Consider the following 18868-nt stretch of genomic DNA (forward strand, 5'->3'; position numbering starts at 1 on the left):
GAACAGCCGCTCGCGATTGGTCGCGCCGGCGGCGTGGAACTCGGCCTGTCGGGGATAGGGCCGATAGGCGGCAAGCTGGTTAGTGCGGCGCCTCCGGTCCAGCTCCGCCAGCAGGCTGAGATATTCCTTCCTTGCCGCCCGGCTGTGCGAGGCCTGTTGCGAGGCTCGGCTTTTCGAGGAACGGCCTGAGGACGGCTTCGAGGCCGCGGATGCGCTGCCTGATTTCGTCATCGCTCAATGCATCCAGACTGTTGATGTTGACAAGCAGGTCCCTTGGCAAATCCTTGGGCAGCACCGAAAGCACGATCTTCAGATACTGGTCGGGCTTTTCGGTGCGAACCTCGGCAATGACGCCGGCGCCATGCGCCCGGAAATCGGCGCGGATGGCTTCGAGGAAACCATCGCCCAGCGTCTTCTTCGCCCGCTTCGGGCGCGGCGCCGGCGGCTGCGCCGGTGTGCCGGGCGGCTTGCGCCTGGCGCGGCCGGGCGACTTGGCGGCGGAAGCTTTGTCAGTCATTGGCTGCGGCCCCGAAGGGCTCGGCTGGCGCGATCCCGGCCGCAGCGCTCCCGGCTGTGTCAGTCTTCGCCGCTTTGCTCGCCGCCGGCCGTGCAGCCCTTCGGGCCTTGCGCGGCTTCTTGCGGGGTTTGGCGCGCGGCGCTCTGGCGGCGCCGGTCTCCCCCTCGGTCGCCTCGGCGGCCGGTCGTGACACTTGTTTCAGCCTGGCGCGGACCATACCGACCGCACGGGCGTCGAGACCATGTGCTCCCACGGCAAACCCAAAGCCGCCGGCCGCATTGACCGCACCGCCCCGGACCATGCCGATCCGCACGCCGTCCGGCACCTCTTCAATCCGGCCGGCGCGCAATTGCGGCACGCCCTCGAACTGGCCGATGGCGCTGACGACCTCGCGGCCGTCATCGTCGGTGATGATGGTGGCATAACGGTTGGACATCGGGGGGTCTCTGGGAGGTGCAGTATTCGTTACGGGAAGCGTCGCGATCCTTCGCGCCCCCTCTGTCCGGCAGGACAGGACAGAGGGGGTGCTGTCCCGCCGACATTTGATATCGGCAACACAGGCACAAACGTTCGAGAAGGCTAAAAACAAAAACCCGCCTCGGCGGGCGGGTCGTTGGCGCAACTCAGCACCATGACTATATTCCTAGCATAGCTGCCGTCACAAAGCAAGCGAAATCTCGTGGGCCGGCCCAAAATTCGGCCCCGCGCCGCGATATGCTGCAGCTGTCCGGATCGGAACCGGCGTTCGCGCGTTTGCAATTTTGCCAATGGGAGCAAAGCCATGAATGTCGCCAATCTGCAACTCGAAGGCCTGCTGATGGCCGTCGCATCGATCAATCAGGTCCTGGTCCGCAAGGGCGTGCTGACGGTCGAGGAGATAGACATCGCCTTGCGCAAGGCCGAAGCCAGCGAGACCAGCGAGGAGCGGTCCGAAGGCATGTCGGCGTCGAGCCGCGATGCCGTCAACTTCCCGATCCGGCTGCTGGAACTGGCCAATCAGTGCCAGCCGGAGGCAGATATGCCGTCGTTCTCGAAACTGGCGCGCATGGTCGGCCAGATGAAGGAACCCTACAACGACCAGATGTGACGTCGCGATCGCCTCCCCGTCCGTATCGGAACCCTGCTTGCCGCCGAGGTACGATCAGCTGACTGATACAGGCTTCCAGGTCAGCACGCGGCCCGGCCCGTGCACTGCGGCAAACAGCAGCCCGGCCAGGAAAGTAAAATGATCGACGAAGAAGCCGAATTCGGCCTGGTTGCCGGCCCAGTGCGACGGCCCGTGGAAGGCAAAACCGAGGAACAGCACATAGGCGCCGGCGACAAGAGCGGCCTGCGAGAAGAAAGCGCCGGTCAGGAAGCACAGCACGAGGACGATTTCGAGCAGCGCCGCGCACCAGGCCAGAAACAACGGGAACGGAAATCCGGCGGCGGCGATGTAGCCCGCGGTGGCGCCCATATCCATGAACTTGAAGGCCACCGCCATCAGGAAGACAGCCGCGAAGATCAGGCGGCCAATGAGGATTGCGGCGGTCTGCCATGGCGTTTGAAGGATTTCGGACGGCATGTCTCTCTCCCAGCTGTTGCGACGGTTTCGACCCAAGGACGATCGGTCGGCCGCAAGTCCGACATCGGCCGAAGCTTTCTATGCCCTATCTCCTCATGAATAAACCGCCCGGCTGCGATCGATGCAGCGCCGCTGCTTTTTTGCGTTCACCACCAGGATCCGGCGACGGCCTTGACCGACAGGAGTTCCTCGCCTAGTGAGTAGACAGACCTGTCTCACTGCTTGGGGCCAAACCATGATCTCATCATCGCCGCTCGGCTCCGACAAGCGCAGGCACGTCGTCGAAACCGCTTATGCACTGTTCAAGCGCGACGGCTTCCATGCCACCGGCATCGACCGGATCATCGCCGAGGCGGAGGTCGCCAAGATGACGATGTATCGTCACTTCCCCAGCAAGGCCGATCTGATCGTCCAGGTGCTCGACTATCGCGCCCGGCGTTTCGACCGTCAGCTCGATCGCCTTGCGGAAGAAGCCGTCACGCCCGAGCAGAAGATCGCGACCATCTTCGACTGGTACGAGCGCTGGTTTCGCAGCGCCGATTTCCACGGCTGCCTGTTCGCGCATGCGCTGGCAGAGTTTGGCAACCCAGAGCACCCGGTGTTCAAGGCCGTCGCCGGGCAGAAGAACGGCCTCAGGCGCAGGATGCAGTCCATCCTCGAGGACATGATGCCGCCCGACCGGGCCGCAAGCACGGCGGCGGCGCTGCTGATGCTCATCGAGGGGGCAACTCTCATGGCTGAGATGGGACAGGCCGACACAGCCATTTGCGATGCCCGCAAGGCTGCCTTCAGCATCCTCGCCGCTCCCAGCGCCATGACCGCGCCATGAGCGCGACGGTCATCGGGCTGGCACTGCTTGCCGCAATCCTGCATGCAAGCTGGAACGCCTTTCTGCGAACAGGAGCCGACAGGCTGTGGACCGTCACCGTGATGAGCTTTTCGAGCACGGTGGTCGCCGTTCCGTTGGCGATCTCTAGCGCGTTTCCGGCACCCCATGCCTGGCCCTATGTCGTGCTCTCAGCCTGCCTGCAGGTCGGCTACACCATGTTTCTGGTGGCTGCCTACAGGAACGGCGAACTGGGCCAGGTCTATCCGATCGTCCGCGGCAGCGTGCCGCTGCTGGTCACACTTGGCGGATTTCTCCTGGCCAACCAGCATCTCGCCCTGCCGCAAATCCTCGGCGTCGGGCTCGTCGCCGGCGGCATCATGAGCCTTGCCTTGGGAAAGGGACGGACAGACATCACATCGATCCTCCATTCGCTGGCGGCGGGTGCGATCATCGCCGCCTATGCGACGGTCGATGCGATCGGCGTTCGTCAGGCGGGAAGCGCCACTGCCTACACCGCATGGGTTCTGCTGATCTACGGTGCCCTGCTGCCGGCAGCCTTCATTGCCTTCCGTGGCCGGCTCGTCGTCGATGTTCGCTCTGCCGAAACGCTTAAGGCGCTCGGCGGCGGCGTGTTCGCGCTGCTGGCCTACGGCCTCGTGGTCGCCGCTTTCGCGCTCGGGCCGGCCGGCCCGATCACGGCGATGCGGGAGACCAGCGTCATCTTCGCGGCGTTGATCGGTTGGCTGTTTCTCGGCGAGATGCTGACGCCCCGGCGCATCGCCGCCTGCGCCATCGTCGCACTCGGCGCCATCTGCCTCGGCTATCAGCCGTGAGACTCCGGCGGGGCTCGAAGCGGCCTACTCGGCTGCCGCCTCCGGATGGCTGATCGGTGCCCGCACCGTCCCGTACTGGCTGCCCCAGCGGTCGGTCATCTCGCAGCGTATGTCCCACAGTTCCGGGAAGAAGCGATGAAGGGCGCCGGCCTGCAGCAGTTCGACCGGCCGGCCCTTGAGCGATTTCGAGCCTAGCCCGATCGAACGGTGGATGAGGTAGAGATGATTGGCGCGGAATTTCTGGAACAGCTCGTCGAATTCGATCAGCGCCTCGGCGACGACATAGCTGTCGCCGTGATCATACCTGATATCGTAGACATCCTCGACCGAGAGCCCGCGACCATCGAGATAGGACGCCTTGTAGGCCCGCCACAGGTCCGGCGGCATGCGCAAGAGCAGCTTGAAGCCCGGCGATTCCTGGCCGCTGCCATTGCCGAGTTGCAGGCGAATCTCCTGGTATTCCTTGGGCGACATGGTTTCGAGCAGGTCGAGCTGCGCCGTCATCATGCGCATCAGCCGATGCACGCGCCCCATCAGCGTAACGACGCGATGCGTGTTCTGCTGTTCGAGGAAGTCGACGACATCGACCAGCGTGTAGGTTATGAGCTTCATCCACAGCTCCTCGACCTGATGGACGATCTGGAACTGCAGCTCGTCGGCATTCACCATCTCGGCCAGCGGCTTCTGGCAGGCGAGAAGCTTGTCGCACCTGAGGTAGACGCCGTAGTCGCGCATCTCGGGCGCTTCGATGCGGGCATAATAGTCCGGCTTGTGCATTGCAGCTGCTCCTTTGCCCGGCCCGTCGGTTCAGGGCATCCGAGCCTGAAGAATAAGCGCTTTTGGCTTGAACATTGTTCCCTTCTGTTATTCAAATAGCGAGAATTGAAGGACGAACTGCCATTCGTGGAGCCGTCTTGGAGAACGTTTGATGCTGGATGCCCTTGACCGCAAGATCGTCGCAGCGCTGGAACGCGACGCGCGTACCTCCTTCGCTGTGCTCGCCGACGAGGTCGGTTTAAGCAAGACGCCGTGCTGGAAGCGGGTCAAGGCGCTGGAGGACGCCGGCATCATCCGCGGCTACTCGACACGGATCGACCCGGCAAAACTCGGCTTCGGCATCGAAGCCTTCATCCAGGTGTCGATCGATTTCGAGCTTTCCGAGGCCTTCGAGGCGGCCGTCCAGGCGCACCCGCTGATCCGGCGCTGCCACGCCACGACAGGCGAGGCCGACTATCTCCTGCAGATCGTGACGGTCGACATGATGGCGCTGGACAGGATGCTGCGCGTCGAGCTCAGCCGCCTGCCCGGCGTGCGCCGCACGATCACCTCGATGGCCATGCGCGAGATCAAGGGCGACATTTCTTTCGCCAATGCCGTTGGGCATACGCAGCAGAAGCGATAGGCGCTCGGCAGCGGCCGGGTTCGTTCGATTGGAGCCAGTCAACGGGATGGTTCAGGCTGCGGGATGGTTCAGGCTGCGGTTTTGTCGGGCTTTTCTATCCCCGATGCCGGGCTTGGGGCTGGATCGACATCCGGCTCCTTCTGCTGTTCGGCGTCAGCTTTCCGCTTCGGGCAGTCTTCGTAGCCGTGGTCGCGCCCGCCGCAATAAGCGCAGCATTTTGCAGGGATATCGGGGCGAAACATCGTCATGCATTGAAATGCACGTGGCGCCGGTCTGGTTGCGTCGCACCGTTGCTTTTCGCTTACATAGGAATTTGGCGCTGAACCGAGTCTTAAGGCGTGTAGCCCAGCGCAGCCAAGGCCGACAGCCCTGCAACCAGGCCAATTGCGATAACAATGCCGAAATGCCGTTCCAGGAATTTGCGCCCCTGCCAATCGTATCGCATATCTGAAACTCCGCCGCGTAATCTGGGGCAATGTGTTCAGGCGTCAAGGCCGGGGTCCGTGACAGGCGGTAGACAGGCAGCTGCCATTGTTCATATCGTGGTTCATATCGGAACGCGGAACGACACCTCATGGCCGAGCATTCTTCATCGGCGGGAGAAAACCACTCCCAGCCCGCTGCGGCATCTGACCCCCGCCTGGCCTTTGTTTATGCGGAAGCGGTGCGGGGTCTCCTGCATCAGCAGAACGTGGTGGAGAGCCTCAATACGCGAGCGGGCAATCTGATCTTTGCAACCGCGTTCGTGAGTTCTCTCCTCGGCGGCAGGGCTCTCCTGGACGGACTTGGGCTGTGGGACTGGCTGGCGCTGGCGTTGCTTTTCCTGATCGGGCTGCTGGTCGTGATTATGTTGTGGCCCTACTACGCCTATACGTTCCGCTTCGATCCAGAGCAGCTGCTCCAGGACTTTGTCGATAAAGACCCTTCCGGCACCATGGATGTGATGCACCGCGCGCTTGCGCTGCGCATTAAAACCGACATGGCCGGCAATTGGCGGATCATTCAGCGCTTGCGCATGTCGCTACAGCTTGCCTTGTTTCTATTGTTGCTGGAACTTCTGGCGTGGCTGTTGGCCATAACACGAGTCTAAGCTCAGGTCACATTGTCCAGCATGGTGAAGACTGCTTTGAGGCAAGATACGCGACAATCTATCGTCCTAAAGCTGAGCTTCGATAGCCACCTTGTCTATTACCGACCATGCTTGTACAATTTTTTTTTCACGAAATTCGTAGATAATATTCTCGGCAAAGGAAACTCTCCTACCGTTTACAGGGAGGCCAAGGAACATTTCTTTCGGCGTACAGTCGAACGCTAGCCGGCTCGCTATATAGGGCGGATCGGAAATCAGCATCTGAACATTGAAATGAAGGTCCGGAATTTCAGCAAAGTCTCCCTCCAGCATTTCGAGATAACCTGATAACCCCAGCCGCCGGCCGTTGTGGATCACCTCATCATGAACGAATTGTCCCAGCTTCGGCCAGTCCTGCTTATTCAGGCAGGCAATGTAGTGTCGGTAGACGTCCGAGAGGTCGGTTTTAATCACGGCGATTGCTCCTATCTTCTACAAGGCCCTGCTGAAAAGGGCGTGTCTAGTGCTCAAGCAGATGACGGCATGAAGCGGCTTCATGCGCGGATGAGAAAGTGTTAGACAACGTTCACTTCCTCTACTCCCGCTTCGTCTAATGGTAGGACAGCGCCCTTTGAAGGCGTGAATCGTGGTTCGAGCCCATGAGCGGGAACCAGCAGCTTCCCAGCCGGGCAACCGATCGGTCTTGATCCGATCAGACTGTTGCAACGCGCAGCAATGCCCGGGGGACCGGTGTGCCTGCCTTTCCGAATGGTAAGGATGGTCGGCCGGACCAGGGCACCCTATATCGACCGGATGTGACGGAGGACGACATGGCAGACGACAAATCCAAGAGCAAGCAGGACCGCAAACCGGCCTCCGGCGAGGAGCCTTACGACGTTGCGGCTTTTGCAAGAAAATACGGCATACCGCCGAGCGAGGCCGCGACCATCATCAAGCGGTACGGTCCTTCGAGAAAGAAACTCGATGCGCATATGGCGAGCCGCAACGCCTGATCCGCATCCGGCGGCGTCGACCCGGACCATCACCGCGCCGGATCATCATCGGATCCTCACTGCGACTTGACCATACCGCGTGTTTCCGGTGCCTGCCGGCGCTATCGGCCGGATTCAACGCCAGGTTTCAGGAACGCAATAACTCTTTTACTTTGACGCGATACCACCTAGCGGCAATCGTTGGGGGGTCGAATGTCGGACGGTGCATTGCGTTTTGAATGTGTCATGGAGCCAAACGGCAGATGGATGGTGTGGGACGTCAGGCTCGATCTGCCGGCCCAGTTTTCGGCGCTTGCGCTGATCGGCCTGTGTCACGATGAGGCCGTTTCGCTCTGCAGCCTCTTGAACGAGGCAGGCTCCGAGACAGGCTCGAAGGAGGCCCGGCAGAGCCGGGCCTCCTGATGATTGCGCCGACTGCCGGATAATTTCCCACTCTGCTTTGGCTGCGGATATTGGCACGGCAGGCAAATGTCGCGCGCCTGCCCGCTCGCCATTTGCGGTAAGACCGGATCTTGCCTTGATAAACAAAGGTACTAATTTAGCTGACTAATCGGTTCGCATTGGCGAACCGGCATGGCCAAAAAAGTCGAGCTGGAACCATCCAGCATTCTGCGCTCTCTTCGGCGGAAGCCTATGAGGCGACCTATGGAGCGCGGATTTATAGCTGTTGCTCTTATATTAGCTTAAGAGCATATTTCGTCAGCCGGCGAACTGCCCAAGCCGGTTAGGCTCGGCGCCATTCCCCTCGATCCCTTGACGCCGAGCCGCGGGGATCGGCAGCGCTGGAGGCGAACCATGCCCATGTATCTCACGCAATTCAGCTATACGCCCGAAACCTGGGCGCGCCTGATTGAAAACCCTGAGGATAGACGCGAGGCAGCCCGCACCTACATCGAGTCGGTGGGCGGAAAGCTGCACGGGTTCTGGTATGCCTTCGGAGAGCACGATGGCTGGAACCTGTGGGAGGCTCCAGACAACGTTTCGATGGCATCTGTCATGCTGGCTATCGGTGCGGGCGGGGCGCTCAGCTCGTACGAGACCACCGTCCTGCTAAGCGTCGAAGAGACGATGCAGGCGCTTGGGAAGGCAAAGTCAATCCGCTATCGTCCGCCGGGAAAGCCCTGACCAACTCGCAGTGTCGACGCTGGAACTATTCTGGACGTTCTCGCGGCTTTTGGCTTTCTCACCTTCGACCGACGCGAATCCGATCTCGCGCGTGACGGATCGCTGGCCGTCCTGCAGCCTCGCACCCGGCCAGCGGATGCTATGCTCGCCGTCCAGCTGGCAAAGCCGCTTGCGCGCTCGCCCGGGCCACGATCGCTTGCAGCGGCTCCGGCCGGTGCAGCAGAAATCCCTGGCCGAAGGCAACGCCCATACCCCTGAGGATGTCGAGCGAAGCCTGCTCTTCGATCTTCTCCGCCACCACGGAGCAGCCGAGGCTTCTGGCGATGCCGGATATGGCCGAGACGATCTCGCGGTCGAAGCGGCTCTCCGCAATATGCTCGATGAAGGAGCCGTCGATCTTGATGGCGTCGACGGGAAAGCGCCGGAGATATTCGAACGAACTCATGCCCGCCCCGAAATCGTCGAGGCTGACGCGGCAGCGTCGCTCGCGCGCCTTGCGGACGAACTGTTCGGCAGCAGTGAAATTGGTGACTGCGGCGGTTTCGGTGATCTCGAAGCCGATGCCGGAATGCGGCGCCCCGGTCTCATCGATGACGGCGTCGACGAAATCCCAAAGCTGCGGATCGCTCAGGGTCTGCGCCGACAGGTTGAAGCCGAGCGTGAGCGCCCCTGACTTCAGCGCCGGACCATGAAGCGAGAGCGCCGTCCTGATGATCCAGCGATCGAGCCGCGAGGCTATGCCGAACCGCTCCGCCGCCGGGATGAACTCGCCCGGCGGGATCAGCCGCCCGTTGCGCCCGGCGAGCCGCGCCAGGACCTCGACATGGCGGCTCTCTTGCAAAGGTGTTCCGAGCCGATGGATTTCCTGGCCGAACAGTTTCAGCCTTCCGTCTTCCATGGCATCGACGGTGTCGGCCGCCAGCCGCGCCGCATTGAGACCGCTGGAACCGGATGTTGTCTCAGGAGAGAACACCGCGAAGCGATTGCGCCCGGCGGCCTTGGCCGCATAGCAGGCGTCGTCGGCGCAGGCGAGCGCGTCGGCCACCGCGGTATTCTCATCGGCGACAAAGGCGATGCCGATGCTGGCCGCCAGCTTGCGCGACGCCGCCGTCGAGCCGAGGTCGGCATCGCAAACCGCCGCGAGAACGGCGCCGGCGAGACGCTCGGCTTGCGCTGCGTCGCAATCAGGCACCAGCAGCGCGAACTCGTCGCCGCCGAGGCGGGCGGCATGCACCGACGGCGGCAGACAGCCCTGAATGCGCTTGGCGACGCTCTTCAGTGCAAGGTCGCCGGCGGCGTGGCCGGCGAAGTCGTTCAGAGCCTTGAAGTAGTCGAGATCGACGTAGAAGATCGCGAGCGGGCGCGCCGTTGCGATATGCTCGGCCAGCAGCCGGTCGAATGCAGCGCGGTTCAGAAGGCCGGTCAGCGCGTCATGGTGGGCCGCATGGGCAAGTTCCTGCTCGCGTTGCTTCGCCTCGGTGATGTCGCGCACCGTGCCCAGGATCTGGCCCGACGACTGGGCGTCGGCGATGAGCCGTATCAGCGATTCGACATGTCTGATTTCGCCGTCCCGCCTGATGATGCGGTATTGCACGGCGACGACCTTTTGGGTTTGCAGCGGCGCCAAGTGGGCCCGCTCGGCGTCGGCCCTGTCATCCGGATGCAGATAGCTGTGCCAGAGGTCTTGCGACACCTCGTCGGTTTCGGCGACAAGCCCGAAGATTTCCCGCGTGCGCTGGTCCCAGTAGCTTTTGCGTGCGGCGAGATCGTGATGCCAGATGCCGGTGCCGCTGGCTGCTAACGCCAGGCGAAAGCGGACGTTGACCTGCTCAAGCTGTGCTTCCGCTTGCTTCTGCTTGGTGATGTCGGTCTGGACGCCCATCAGCCGGAGCGGCCGGCCTTCCGCGTCGCGCTCCACCACTCCGCCGCGATCGAGAACCCATACCCAGTGACCGGATTTGTGTTTCAGCCTGAGCTCGGTCTCGATGGAATCGGTCAGCCCGGCAATGTGGCGTTCGCCGCTGGCCACCGCCTGCTCGCGATCGTCGGGATGCGTCAGTTGCAGCCAAAGGTCGCTTGTCTCGGCAAGCTCGCCCTCGCCATAGCCGAGCATCTGCGACCACATTGCCGAGTAGAAACAGTCGCCGGTCCTGAGATCCCAGTCCCAGACGCCAAGATGCGCGCGTTCGAGCGCCAGCTCCCAGAACTCTCCGTTGCGATCCTTCTTGTCAGCCATGCCCCTTGCACTTCGCCTGCCCCGTCGCGGCCATTGTGCGACAAAAGCAACGAAGAAACCGTTACTGCGCAAGGAGCCGGCGAAGGGACCACAGGAGGCACGGCGGGGCGGTTGCTTCTCCGATGACAGGCACGTTGACCCCGGCCGGTCGCGACAACGAGGATGCGGAAGTCATCCGACCTAGCGCCTATGCGATCACCTGCAACTGGTTCCATGAGTTGAGCAGCGGCTGTCCAGCGCTGGTGGATTTTACCTCAGGGCAATCGCTTCAGCTTTGTGCTGCCCCTCATCTGCCTGCCGGCATCTTCTCCCCATAGAGTGACGAGGAGAAGGGGCTGGCCGCAACCTCGGCACGCTTTCTGCAACGCTGGAGACTGGCGAAATCCGTGGCGAAGGTGTCTTTCTCCCCGCCACTATACGGGGAGAAATGCCCGGCAGGGCAATGAGGGGCGGCGCCGTTATCGACAGTGGTCAACCCAACACCCGGTTGGAGCAATTTTGTCTGAAGCGATTGCCCGGCGTTATCTCCTGGCCGCTATCCCAGCCACCACCAAAGCCCGCCCAGCACCGCCACCACCCCGGCGATCGACAGCCCGAGCATGATGTACGATCCCTTGATGACGTCGCGGATCACCTTCTTGACGCTTTCGCGGTCATTGAGGTTCGGGAACGGCTCCTGCGGTTCCGCCACGCCGAGAAAGCGGCACAGCGGCCCCCAGCCTTCGGTTACCGTGAACACCAGAAGCTTTTCCGGCGGCACGGCTGCCTTCACCTCCTCGGTGTAGGCGTTGTAGCGCGCGATCGCCCGCTCGCGGTCGTCCATCACGCCGGCCAGTACACGGCCCCAGATCAGCTTGCGCGACATGTCGCCGAATTTTCGGCCGAACGGCGTCAGCCACTCCAGGATCTTGAACTGCCAGAGGTTCTCGGTGAAGTAGATCGTATCGATCGTGCTGTCGTACCAGCCTGCGGCGCCGCGCGGGTGAAGCGTCAGCAGCAGCTTGGCGTCAGGGTATTCGGCCAGCAATTCCCGCCATACGCAGCAGCCGGGATTGTCGACCGTCGCCGTGTAGTTGGCAAACACCCGGTCCCAGTCGTGCGGTGTGCCGGGCTTGCTGTTCGCCACCTTGCGCCAGAAGTCGAGATGGCCCTTGTTGGCCTTGTTGAGGATCACTTCCTGCATGTGATAGCAGGGAAAGCCGAGCCTGTTCAGCGCGGCAAAGGTCGACCATGTGCCCGTGCGTCCAAATCCCGCGCCGATTACCTTGAGCGTCATGTAATCCTCCCCCTTGGCCCCATTCTCCCCTGGACTGATATTCTTGTTTTGTGGCAGTCCGCGGGGCCCACGTTGCGCCCAGCGCACCCGGCGCGCAACAACTTTCCATCGTGCCTTCCGCAATAGGTCTGCTCTTCTTGAATGGAACAGCACGACGCCAGGATGTATCTCAACCAGAGGATGCATTAAGCATGTGCAAACCTCTGATCCATTTGCCACTTGCGCAACCATTGAAAGGGTGAAAACGTTGGTCCGGGGTAAATGGGCAAGGGTGGCCGTCGCGGTTGTTAGAAGCTCCGGGACGGCTTTGAAGAGCGATGAATTTTCCACAGTTCCTGGTGGGGATGACCACCGCGTCATTCGTCGTGGCGCTCTCGACTTTTTTGGCAACGGGTTCAATCTGGAAGGCGCTGGGCTGGACGGTCCTTACCTTGATCGTTTCGCAGGTTGGATATTTTTTGTTCGTCGTCCAACTGATCTACAGAGCCGGGCGAAAGACACATAGGTGATCCGCCACCGCGAGTGCTGGACCGACGACGGTATGCGGTGTTGGCGCGTGTCGAGATTCAGGTTACGCGCCGGCAGAATATCGATGTGCTTAGATCATGATGTGACCGAAATAGATAAGATGGTCTAAGCCTTTTGAAAGCGGACTTGTTCGGTTCTGGGAATGTGCATTGGACGTTCCGTTACTTTAGTGAACCAGTATATATTTCCGGATACGTATGTCTGGTGTTGGCAGCACGGAAGCCTGCCTGTGGCTTGTGCAATAGGAGAGGCTTGAGGGCGATCGCTGCCCTTCTCGGTCATCGTAACGGTATGGATCCCTAGTCTGCGCTCCCGCTTCGCCCTAGGATGACGAACGGGGGAGTGTTGTTCAGCCAATCTCGAAGTTTGCGATTTGCCATCAACCGCCACCCGCACGCGGCGACGCAACTGCCAATCTTCACCGTCCGCGATTGGCCTTAAGCAGTGATGCCTTCGTCATCCTAGGGCGAAGCAGGAGCGAAGCGACGTCACGGAGATCCTAGGATCCATGTGGTCGAGAGGCGCGGCGCCGGACGTCTCCGGCCCCACGCGTCTGGCCAAAGCCGCTCATTCGGCCGCCAGCTTGTCCTGCGTCTTGGTGTCGAAATCGCTGGCGTCGTGGCGCTCGTGCAGCTGCATCGCCGGCTCGCCGAAGGAGCGGTTGACCATGCGGCCGCGCTGCACCGCCGGCCGTGCGTCGATTGCTTCGGCCCAGCGCTGCACGTTCTTGTACTCGTCCACTGCCAGGAAATCGCCGGCGTCGTTGTACATGCGGCCCTTGGCCAGCCCGCCATACCAGGGCCACACGGCCATGTCGGCAATCGTGTAGGCATCGCCGCCGAGATACTCGCTCACCGCCAGCCGCCGGTCGAGCACGTCCATCTGGCGCTTGGTCTCCATGGCGAAGCGGTCGATGGCATATTCGATCTTTTCCGGCGCATAAGCATAGAAATGGCCGAAGCCGCCGCCGAGATAGGGCGCCGAGCCCATCTGCCAGAACAGCCACGACAGGGTTTCTGCGCGCGCCGGCTGCTCGGTCGGCAGGAATTCGCCGAATTTTTCGGCCAGATGCACCAGGATCGAGCCGGATTCGAAGACGCGGATCGGCTTTGGCCCGCTGCGATCCATCAGCGCCGGGATCTTGGAGTTGGGGTTGACCTCGACGAAGCCGCTGCCGAACTGGTCGCCGTCGTTGATCCTGATCAGCCAGGCGTCATATTCGGCACCTTTGTGGCCGAGCGGCAAGAGCTCCTCCAGCATGATCGTCACCTTGACGCCGTTCGGTGTCGCCTGCGAATAAAGCTGCAGCGGATGCTTGCCGACCGGCAGCTCCTTGTCATGCGTCGGGCCCGCGATCGGCCGGTTGATGCTGGCGAAGGCGCCGCCATTTTCCTTGTTCCAGGTCCATACTTTCGGCGGTGTATATTGGTTCATCTTGGGAGGCCTTGGTGTTGTGAGCGGGGAGCGTCTCGGGGAGGATCAGCTTGCGCGATTAGAGCGGGAGGGTGAGGCAGGTTCGTCTACACATAGGTACAGGTAGTGCGGTCGCCAGGAAGTTCAACTTATGTTGAACTATTGCCGATGCCGCGCGCCCCTTCTCCCCAATAGGCCCCAAGGGGGAAGGGCTAATCGATGCCCTTGCGCCTCGTCACGTGCGCCATACCTATAGGGATATCGGGCCTTGCCGGCCCACGCATCGCTTGCCGGGATTGAGAGCATGACCATCGATACGATTTTGCGGTCCATCGTGGCGGTGCGCGCCTCGATCCCCGACGACGCCTTCACCGCCAACGCGCTGGGCACGAGCCGGGAAGGCAGCGGCGTGGTCATTCGCGATAACGGGCTGGTGCTCACCATCGGCTATCTCATCACCGAGGCGGAAGAAGTCTGGCTGACCGACCATAACGGGCGCGTGGTTCCTGCCCACGCGCTTGCCTATGACCAGGAATCGGGCTTCGGCCTGGTGCAGGCGCTGGCCCCGCTCGGCCTGCCCGCCGTGGCTTTCGGCGACGCGGCCAGGGCGATGGCCGGCGACCCCGTGGTGCTCGCCGACGGCATCGGCCAGGCGATCAGGGCGCACATCGTCACCAAACAGGAATTCGCCGGCTATTGGGAGTATCTCCTGGACGAGGCGATCTTCACCGCGCCGGCCCATCCGTCATGGGGAGGTGCGGCACTCATCGGGCAGGACGGCAGGCTGCTTGGCATCGGTTCGCTGCGCCTGCAGATGAGCCGCGCCGGCGAGATCGCCGACATCAACATGGTGGTGCCGATCGACCTTCTGCCGCCCATTCTCGACGATCTCCTGACACGCGGCCAGGTTGCCAAGCCACCGCGCCCATGGCTCGGCGCCTTCTCCGCCGAAAGCAATGGCGAGGTCGTGGTGATGAGCGTCGCCGAAGGCAGCCCCGCCGCCGAAGCCGGCTTGCGCCAGGGCGACATCATCTCGGACGTCCGCGACGGCGAAGTCGACGGGCTCGCCGATTTCTACCGCAAGCTGTGGCAGAACCCGGCGGGCGCCGAGATCCCATTGCGGGTGGTGCGCGACGGCCGCGAAACCTGGCTGCGCGTCAAGTCGGCCGACCGCAACAGCTTTCTCAAGAAACCGCAGCTGCAGTGAAGCAGTCCGTACCGGTCAGATCTTCGTGATGCGGGGACGCTGCCCTCACTCGCCGCAGGCGCTGAAGCCTGTTCCAGGGTTCCACTCAGAAAAGGCAATGACCTTGCCTCCCACCGCCACAGTCTTCTGCTTTGTGGTGCCATCGGGCTGCATCTTGCTGCTTTTGCCCTTGCCGGACAAAACATTGTAGTCGCAGTCGCTTGCGACATTGTCTTCGAGATAGTCATGATAATCATAGGCAAAGCCGGCGACGATAAAGGCGCCGTCGCGGTAAGCGAGCGTCAGCGTCTGGTTGGTCCGTTTGCTGCCGACCGGCATCGCCGGCAGATACAGTTTGATCGAGCCGTTGGGCAGTGCGGTCAGCTCCGGCTCGGTGTCGGAGGCCTCGTAGCCGGAGCGGTCGTAACCGTTCCACTCGCCGAGAATCTGGTCACGCACGATGCCGGCAGGACGCAAAAAGTTGTGTTCGCGATCCCTGAGAAAGAAATGCATGTCCATCGGTTCGCTTGGCTGGGTCTCGACGATCATCGCCAGGTCGACGGCGCCGTCGCCATTCCAGTCGCCGGTCAGCGCGGTGATGATCTTCTGGGTTTCTATCGGTTCCGCCAGGGCCACGGTCGGTAGCAACAGGATCAGACCGAACAGCGTCGATCGCATGGCACCATATCCCCCAGTTGAAGCCCGCCGTGTCCACCAGGCCGGTTCTGCCGCGGAGATACCTACAGTACGACGAGAAGAACCGCCATGGGCGCCGCGGGACAGCGCCCGCCTCTGTCCGCCAGGACAGAGGCGGCGCGAAGGAGCGCAACCTGCGCAAAGTAGCCGGCGGCCCGGCACGATCACGCCCGGGCCGATGTCCCATCCTCGCCAAAAATGCCGATCACCCAATCGATGAACACCCGCACGCGCGGCGCGAGCTGGCGGTTTTGCGGATACAGCGCCGACAGCGGCGTCGGCGCCGGCGGATAGTCCGGCAGCACCTCGACCAGCGTGCCGCACTCGAAATCGCCGGCGAAGCGGTAGTGCGGCGCTTGCACGAGGCCGAAGCCGAGACGGGCGAGTTCCGCCATCGTGTCGGAGCCGTTGACCGTCACCCGGCTCGGCAACGTGATGGTGCGCAGCTCGCCTCCAACCGTGAATTCGAGCGGCATCACCTCGCCGGTCCGCGACGAGCGGAAGCCGACCATCGCATGGCCACCGAGATCGTCGGGCGTTGCCGGCACGCCGTGCCTCTCCAAGTACGCGGGGCTGGCGCAGGTCACCTCGCGCAGCGTCGCCACCCTTCGCACGATCATGCCGCTGTCGGCCTGTTCGCCGGAACGCAGCACGCAGTCGACGCCTTCGCGTACCAGGTCGACCAGCCGGTCGCCGTCGCCGATATGCAGATCGATCCTGGGATAGCGGTCGAGGAACTCGGCGAGTCGCGGCAGGATGAAATGGCGGGCCATGAAGCCGTGCACGTCGATCCGCAGCTGCCCTTGCGGCTGCGCCGCCTGGAAGCCGGCCTCGGCATCCTCCACATCGGCCAGTATGGCAAGGCAGCGCTGGTAATAGGCCTGGCCGTCTAGCGTCGGGGTGACATGGCGCGTTGTGCGTTCGAGCAGCCTGGCGCCTAACCGCGCCTCTAGCTCCTTGATCGCCTCGGTGGCGGTCGATCGCGACATCGAGAGATCGGCGGCGGCCGCGGTGAAGCTGCCGCGTTCGATCACTCGGGCAAGGAGGCGCATTCGGTCGAGACTGTCCATCGCCATTGTTCGCCATATCCGAATGGTGTTGGCAAGTCCGGAGCGATTATCCCGGCGAGTTTATCACCTACCTTCAGTCCACAAGAATTGGAGAACTGACATGGCTATGCAGAATGGAAAGGTGGCGCTGGTGACCGGCGCCTCGAAGGGAATTGGCGCTGAAATCGCCAGAAGACTGGCGCGCGACGGCTTTTCGATCGTCGTCAACTACGCCAGGGGCGCTGAAGCCGCCGAACAGGTGGTGCGCGAGATCGAGGCAGAGAGGGGCGAGGCAATCGCCGTCCAGGCAGATGTCGGCGAGCCCACGGGCGTGGCGCGTTTGTTCGACGCTGCCGAGCAGGCCTTGGGCGGGCTGGACGTGCTCGTCAACAATGCCGGGATCATGAAGCTTGCGCCGCTCGCTGAAATGGACGTCGCGGATTTCGACCGGCAGATCGCGGTGAACCTCGGCGGCGTGTTTCACGGCATGCGCGAAGGTGCCAGGCGGTTGCGCGACGGCGGCCGTATCATCAGCTTCTCGTCCAGCGTCGTCGGGCTCTACCAGCCGACCTACAGCGTCTACGCCGCGAGCAAGGCTGGCGTCGAGGCGATGACGCATGTGTTGGCCAAGGAGCTCGGACCGCGCGGCATCACCGTCAATGTCGTGGCGCCGGGGCCGGTGGCGACCGAGCTGTTTCTCAACGGGAAGTCCGAGGCGCTGGTCGAGACGATCACGAAAATGATCCCGCTCGGCCGGCTTGGCCAGCCCGCCGACATCGCCGGCGTCGTGTCGTTCCTCGCCGGGCCGGATGGCGGCTGGGTCAACGGCCAGGTGCTGCGCGCCAATGGCGGCACAGTCTGACTTTCCCTTCAAATCGCTACTGAGGAACCGACATCATGCCGTTTGCAAATTTCAAGGTGCCTGAGCGCGCTCTGTCCGCCCGGCAGAAGGAAGACCTCGTCCATAAGACCACCGCTTTGTTCGTCGAGCTGTTCGGCGGGGAGGTGCGGCCCTACACAATGGTGCTGATCGAGGAGGTCGCCGATGGCGGCTACGGCCGCGCCGACGAGGTGTTCACGATTCCTAGGGATTGAGCTGCCGATCTCCCCCCTTGTGGGGGAGATGCCCGGCAGGGCAGAGGGGGCGCTGTCCCGCAGGCCTCAAGACCTGGGGCTCCTCGCCCCCGCGAAGCGGGGGAGAGGGGCTTTCGTAGGGCGCAGTCCCCCTCTCCGTCTCGGCTTCGCCGAGCCACCTCTCCCCCACTTTCGTGGGGGCGAGGAACCTAGCTGGAATGATTCTGCGACCTTCACGCCCCTCAGTCCTGCCGGACATCTCCCCCACGAGGCCCCACGAGGGTGAGATTGGCAGCTTGACGGTCCGGCCAGCCTTGCAACGGTGGCTCCGTTGCTGCTTCATCAGATGAGGCGGGGCAGCGAGGAGGAAGCCGATGATGACCGCAAACAGGCGGACCCGCTGATGGCGCCGGTCAAGGTCGACCTTGAAAAAGTGCGCGAATTCAGCGATGCCGAAAGCTTCTACACCTGGCTCGGCAAGCACCACGACACCGAGACAGAAGTCTGGATCAAGATACACAAGGTCGATTCGGGGCTGCCTTCGATCACGCCCAAGGAGGCCATCGACGTCGTGCTGTGCTGGGGTTGGATCGACGCCGTGCGCAAGGGGCTCGACGACAAGAGCTATTTGCAGCGCTACACGCCGCGCGGCAGGAAGAGCATCTGGAGCCGGATCAACGTCGACAACGTCGCCCGGCTGATCGAGGAAGGCCGGATGACCGAGCACGGGCTGAAACAGGTCGAGGCAGCGAAGGCCGACGGCCGCTGGGCGCGCGCTTACGGAAGCGGCAAGGACATGAAAATCCCCGGGGACTTGCAGGCGGCCATCGATGCCGAGCCCAAGGCGAAGGCGATGCTGGCAACGCTCAGCGCACAGAACCGGTTCGCGCTCGCCTTCCGCATCCACAACATGAAGACCGAGGCCGGGCGCAAAAAGAAGATCGCCGCCTTCGTCGAGATGCTGAAACGCGGCGAGACGATCTACCCGCAAGGGAAGAAGTGACGTTTTGTGGCTGGCGCCATCGCGGCAGTGGCAGCCCGTCGTTCGTTACGCCCAA

Annotated in this window: 22 protein-coding genes and 1 tRNA gene; 13 read left to right on the forward strand and 10 right to left on the reverse strand. The window is 62.6% G+C overall.

The window, feature by feature from the left end; all coding sequences use genetic code 11:
- Positions 1-79: 79 nt before the first annotated feature.
- The gene (locus tag ACWTU7_RS18725) at positions 80-517 is read right to left on the reverse strand and encodes a hypothetical protein (RefSeq protein WP_455839495.1); all 438 of its coding nucleotides are present in this window, start codon (positions 515-517) and stop codon (positions 80-82) included.
- Complete coding sequence (locus ACWTU7_RS18730) at positions 510-953, reverse strand: hypothetical protein (RefSeq protein ID WP_455839496.1); 444 nt, start codon at positions 951-953, stop codon at positions 510-512. The genes ACWTU7_RS18725 and ACWTU7_RS18730 overlap by 8 nt, the downstream gene beginning before the upstream one ends.
- A 345-nt stretch (positions 954-1298) precedes the next feature.
- Here ACWTU7_RS18730 and ACWTU7_RS18735 point away from each other — a divergent pair, with 345 nt between their 5' ends.
- Positions 1299-1604, forward strand: a complete 306-nt coding sequence (locus ACWTU7_RS18735; RefSeq protein ID WP_023803842.1) for a hypothetical protein — start codon at positions 1299-1301, stop codon at positions 1602-1604.
- 54 nt (positions 1605-1658) lie between these two features.
- Here ACWTU7_RS18735 and ACWTU7_RS18740 read toward each other — a convergent pair whose 3' ends face one another.
- Positions 1659-2081 carry a DoxX family protein gene (locus ACWTU7_RS18740; protein WP_455839497.1) on the reverse strand — a complete coding sequence of 141 codons (423 nt, stop codon included), beginning with the start codon at positions 2079-2081 and terminating at the stop codon, positions 1659-1661.
- 235 nt (positions 2082-2316) lie between these two features.
- On the opposite strand from ACWTU7_RS18740, the gene ACWTU7_RS18745 reads away from it, so the two are divergent.
- Together ACWTU7_RS18745 and ACWTU7_RS18750 are read left to right on the forward strand one after the other, a co-directional pair.
- On the forward strand, positions 2317-2910 hold the full coding sequence (locus ACWTU7_RS18745; protein WP_455839498.1) for a TetR/AcrR family transcriptional regulator: 594 nt from the start codon (positions 2317-2319) through the stop codon (positions 2908-2910).
- Positions 2907-3743 carry an EamA family transporter gene (locus ACWTU7_RS18750; protein ID WP_455839499.1) on the forward strand — a complete coding sequence of 279 codons (837 nt, stop codon included), beginning with the start codon at positions 2907-2909 and terminating at the stop codon, positions 3741-3743. Before ACWTU7_RS18745 ends, ACWTU7_RS18750 begins: the two co-directional genes overlap by 4 nt.
- 24 nt (positions 3744-3767) lie before the next feature.
- On the opposite strand, the gene ACWTU7_RS18755 is transcribed toward ACWTU7_RS18750, so the two are convergent.
- Positions 3768-4520: a tryptophan 2,3-dioxygenase family protein gene (locus ACWTU7_RS18755; protein WP_455839500.1), complete on the reverse strand. Its 753-nt coding sequence runs from the start codon at positions 4518-4520 to the stop codon at positions 3768-3770.
- Between the two features lie 151 nt (positions 4521-4671).
- On the opposite strand from ACWTU7_RS18755, the gene ACWTU7_RS18760 reads away from it, so the two are divergent.
- The gene (locus ACWTU7_RS18760; protein ID WP_029351781.1) at positions 4672-5145 is read left to right on the forward strand and encodes an Lrp/AsnC family transcriptional regulator; all 474 of its coding nucleotides are present in this window, start codon (positions 4672-4674) and stop codon (positions 5143-5145) included.
- A 574-nt stretch (positions 5146-5719) separates the two neighbouring features.
- A complete protein-coding gene (locus ACWTU7_RS18765) occupies positions 5720-6235 on the forward strand; it encodes a hypothetical protein (protein ID WP_455839501.1) in 516 nt (171 codons plus the stop codon).
- A gap of 66 nt (positions 6236-6301) precedes the next feature.
- Here ACWTU7_RS18765 and ACWTU7_RS18770 read toward each other — a convergent pair whose 3' ends face one another.
- Entirely contained in the window at positions 6302-6688 is a 387-nt protein-coding gene (locus ACWTU7_RS18770; protein ID WP_455839502.1) for an ester cyclase, read from the reverse strand.
- Between the two features lie 125 nt (positions 6689-6813).
- Here ACWTU7_RS18770 and ACWTU7_RS18775 point away from each other — a divergent pair.
- From ACWTU7_RS18775 to ACWTU7_RS18790, 4 genes are all read left to right on the forward strand, one after another.
- Positions 6814-6887, forward strand: a tRNA-Gln gene (locus ACWTU7_RS18775).
- A 157-nt stretch (positions 6888-7044) separates the two neighbouring features.
- Positions 7045-7227 (forward strand): DUF3606 domain-containing protein, encoded by a 183-nt coding sequence (locus ACWTU7_RS18780; protein WP_065009113.1) that lies wholly within the window; start codon positions 7045-7047, stop codon positions 7225-7227.
- Between the two features lie 192 nt (positions 7228-7419).
- Positions 7420-7629, forward strand: a complete 210-nt coding sequence (locus ACWTU7_RS18785; RefSeq protein ID WP_455839503.1) for a hypothetical protein — start codon at positions 7420-7422, stop codon at positions 7627-7629.
- Between the two features lie 393 nt (positions 7630-8022).
- The gene (locus ACWTU7_RS18790; RefSeq protein WP_127210850.1) at positions 8023-8352 is read left to right on the forward strand and encodes a GYD domain-containing protein; all 330 of its coding nucleotides are present in this window, start codon (positions 8023-8025) and stop codon (positions 8350-8352) included.
- A 139-nt stretch (positions 8353-8491) separates the two neighbouring features.
- Here ACWTU7_RS18790 and ACWTU7_RS18795 read toward each other — a convergent pair whose 3' ends face one another.
- The 3 genes from ACWTU7_RS18795 to yghU form a co-directional block, all read right to left on the reverse strand.
- Positions 8492-10588, reverse strand: a complete 2097-nt coding sequence (locus ACWTU7_RS18795) for an EAL domain-containing protein (RefSeq protein WP_455839504.1) — start codon at positions 10586-10588, stop codon at positions 8492-8494.
- A 535-nt stretch (positions 10589-11123) separates the two neighbouring features.
- The gene (locus tag ACWTU7_RS18800; protein WP_455839505.1) at positions 11124-11864 is read right to left on the reverse strand and encodes a sulfotransferase family protein; all 741 of its coding nucleotides are present in this window, start codon (positions 11862-11864) and stop codon (positions 11124-11126) included.
- Between the two features lie 1095 nt (positions 11865-12959).
- Positions 12960-13826: a glutathione-dependent disulfide-bond oxidoreductase gene (yghU, locus tag ACWTU7_RS18805; protein WP_455839506.1), complete on the reverse strand. Its 867-nt coding sequence runs from the start codon at positions 13824-13826 to the stop codon at positions 12960-12962.
- 283 nt (positions 13827-14109) lie between these two features.
- Here yghU and ACWTU7_RS18810 point away from each other — a divergent pair, with 283 nt between their 5' ends.
- A complete protein-coding gene (locus ACWTU7_RS18810) occupies positions 14110-15012 on the forward strand; it encodes a S1C family serine protease (RefSeq protein ID WP_455839507.1) in 903 nt (300 codons plus the stop codon).
- Positions 15013-15057: 45 nt separating this feature from the next.
- Here the strand turns inward: ACWTU7_RS18810 and ACWTU7_RS18815 are convergent, their stop codons facing one another.
- Both ACWTU7_RS18815 and ACWTU7_RS18820 read right to left on the reverse strand, forming a co-directional pair.
- The gene (locus ACWTU7_RS18815; RefSeq protein ID WP_455846534.1) at positions 15058-15669 is read right to left on the reverse strand and encodes a hypothetical protein; all 612 of its coding nucleotides are present in this window, start codon (positions 15667-15669) and stop codon (positions 15058-15060) included.
- Between the two features lie 182 nt (positions 15670-15851).
- A complete protein-coding gene (locus ACWTU7_RS18820) occupies positions 15852-16757 on the reverse strand; it encodes a LysR family transcriptional regulator (protein WP_455839600.1) in 906 nt (301 codons plus the stop codon).
- A gap of 100 nt (positions 16758-16857) precedes the next feature.
- Here ACWTU7_RS18820 and ACWTU7_RS18825 point away from each other — a divergent pair, with 100 nt between their 5' ends.
- From ACWTU7_RS18825 to ACWTU7_RS18835, 3 genes are all read left to right on the forward strand, one after another.
- A complete protein-coding gene (locus tag ACWTU7_RS18825) occupies positions 16858-17598 on the forward strand; it encodes an SDR family oxidoreductase (protein ID WP_455839509.1) in 741 nt (246 codons plus the stop codon).
- Between the two features lie 35 nt (positions 17599-17633).
- A complete protein-coding gene (locus tag ACWTU7_RS18830; RefSeq protein WP_455839510.1) occupies positions 17634-17831 on the forward strand; it encodes a tautomerase family protein in 198 nt (65 codons plus the stop codon).
- Between the two features lie 382 nt (positions 17832-18213).
- Positions 18214-18813, forward strand: a complete 600-nt coding sequence (locus ACWTU7_RS18835) for a YdeI/OmpD-associated family protein (protein WP_455839601.1) — start codon at positions 18214-18216, stop codon at positions 18811-18813.
- The last annotated feature ends 55 nt before the right edge of the window (positions 18814-18868 follow it).

The sequence above is a fragment of the Mesorhizobium sp. BHscii genome (genome assembly GCF_053848065.1).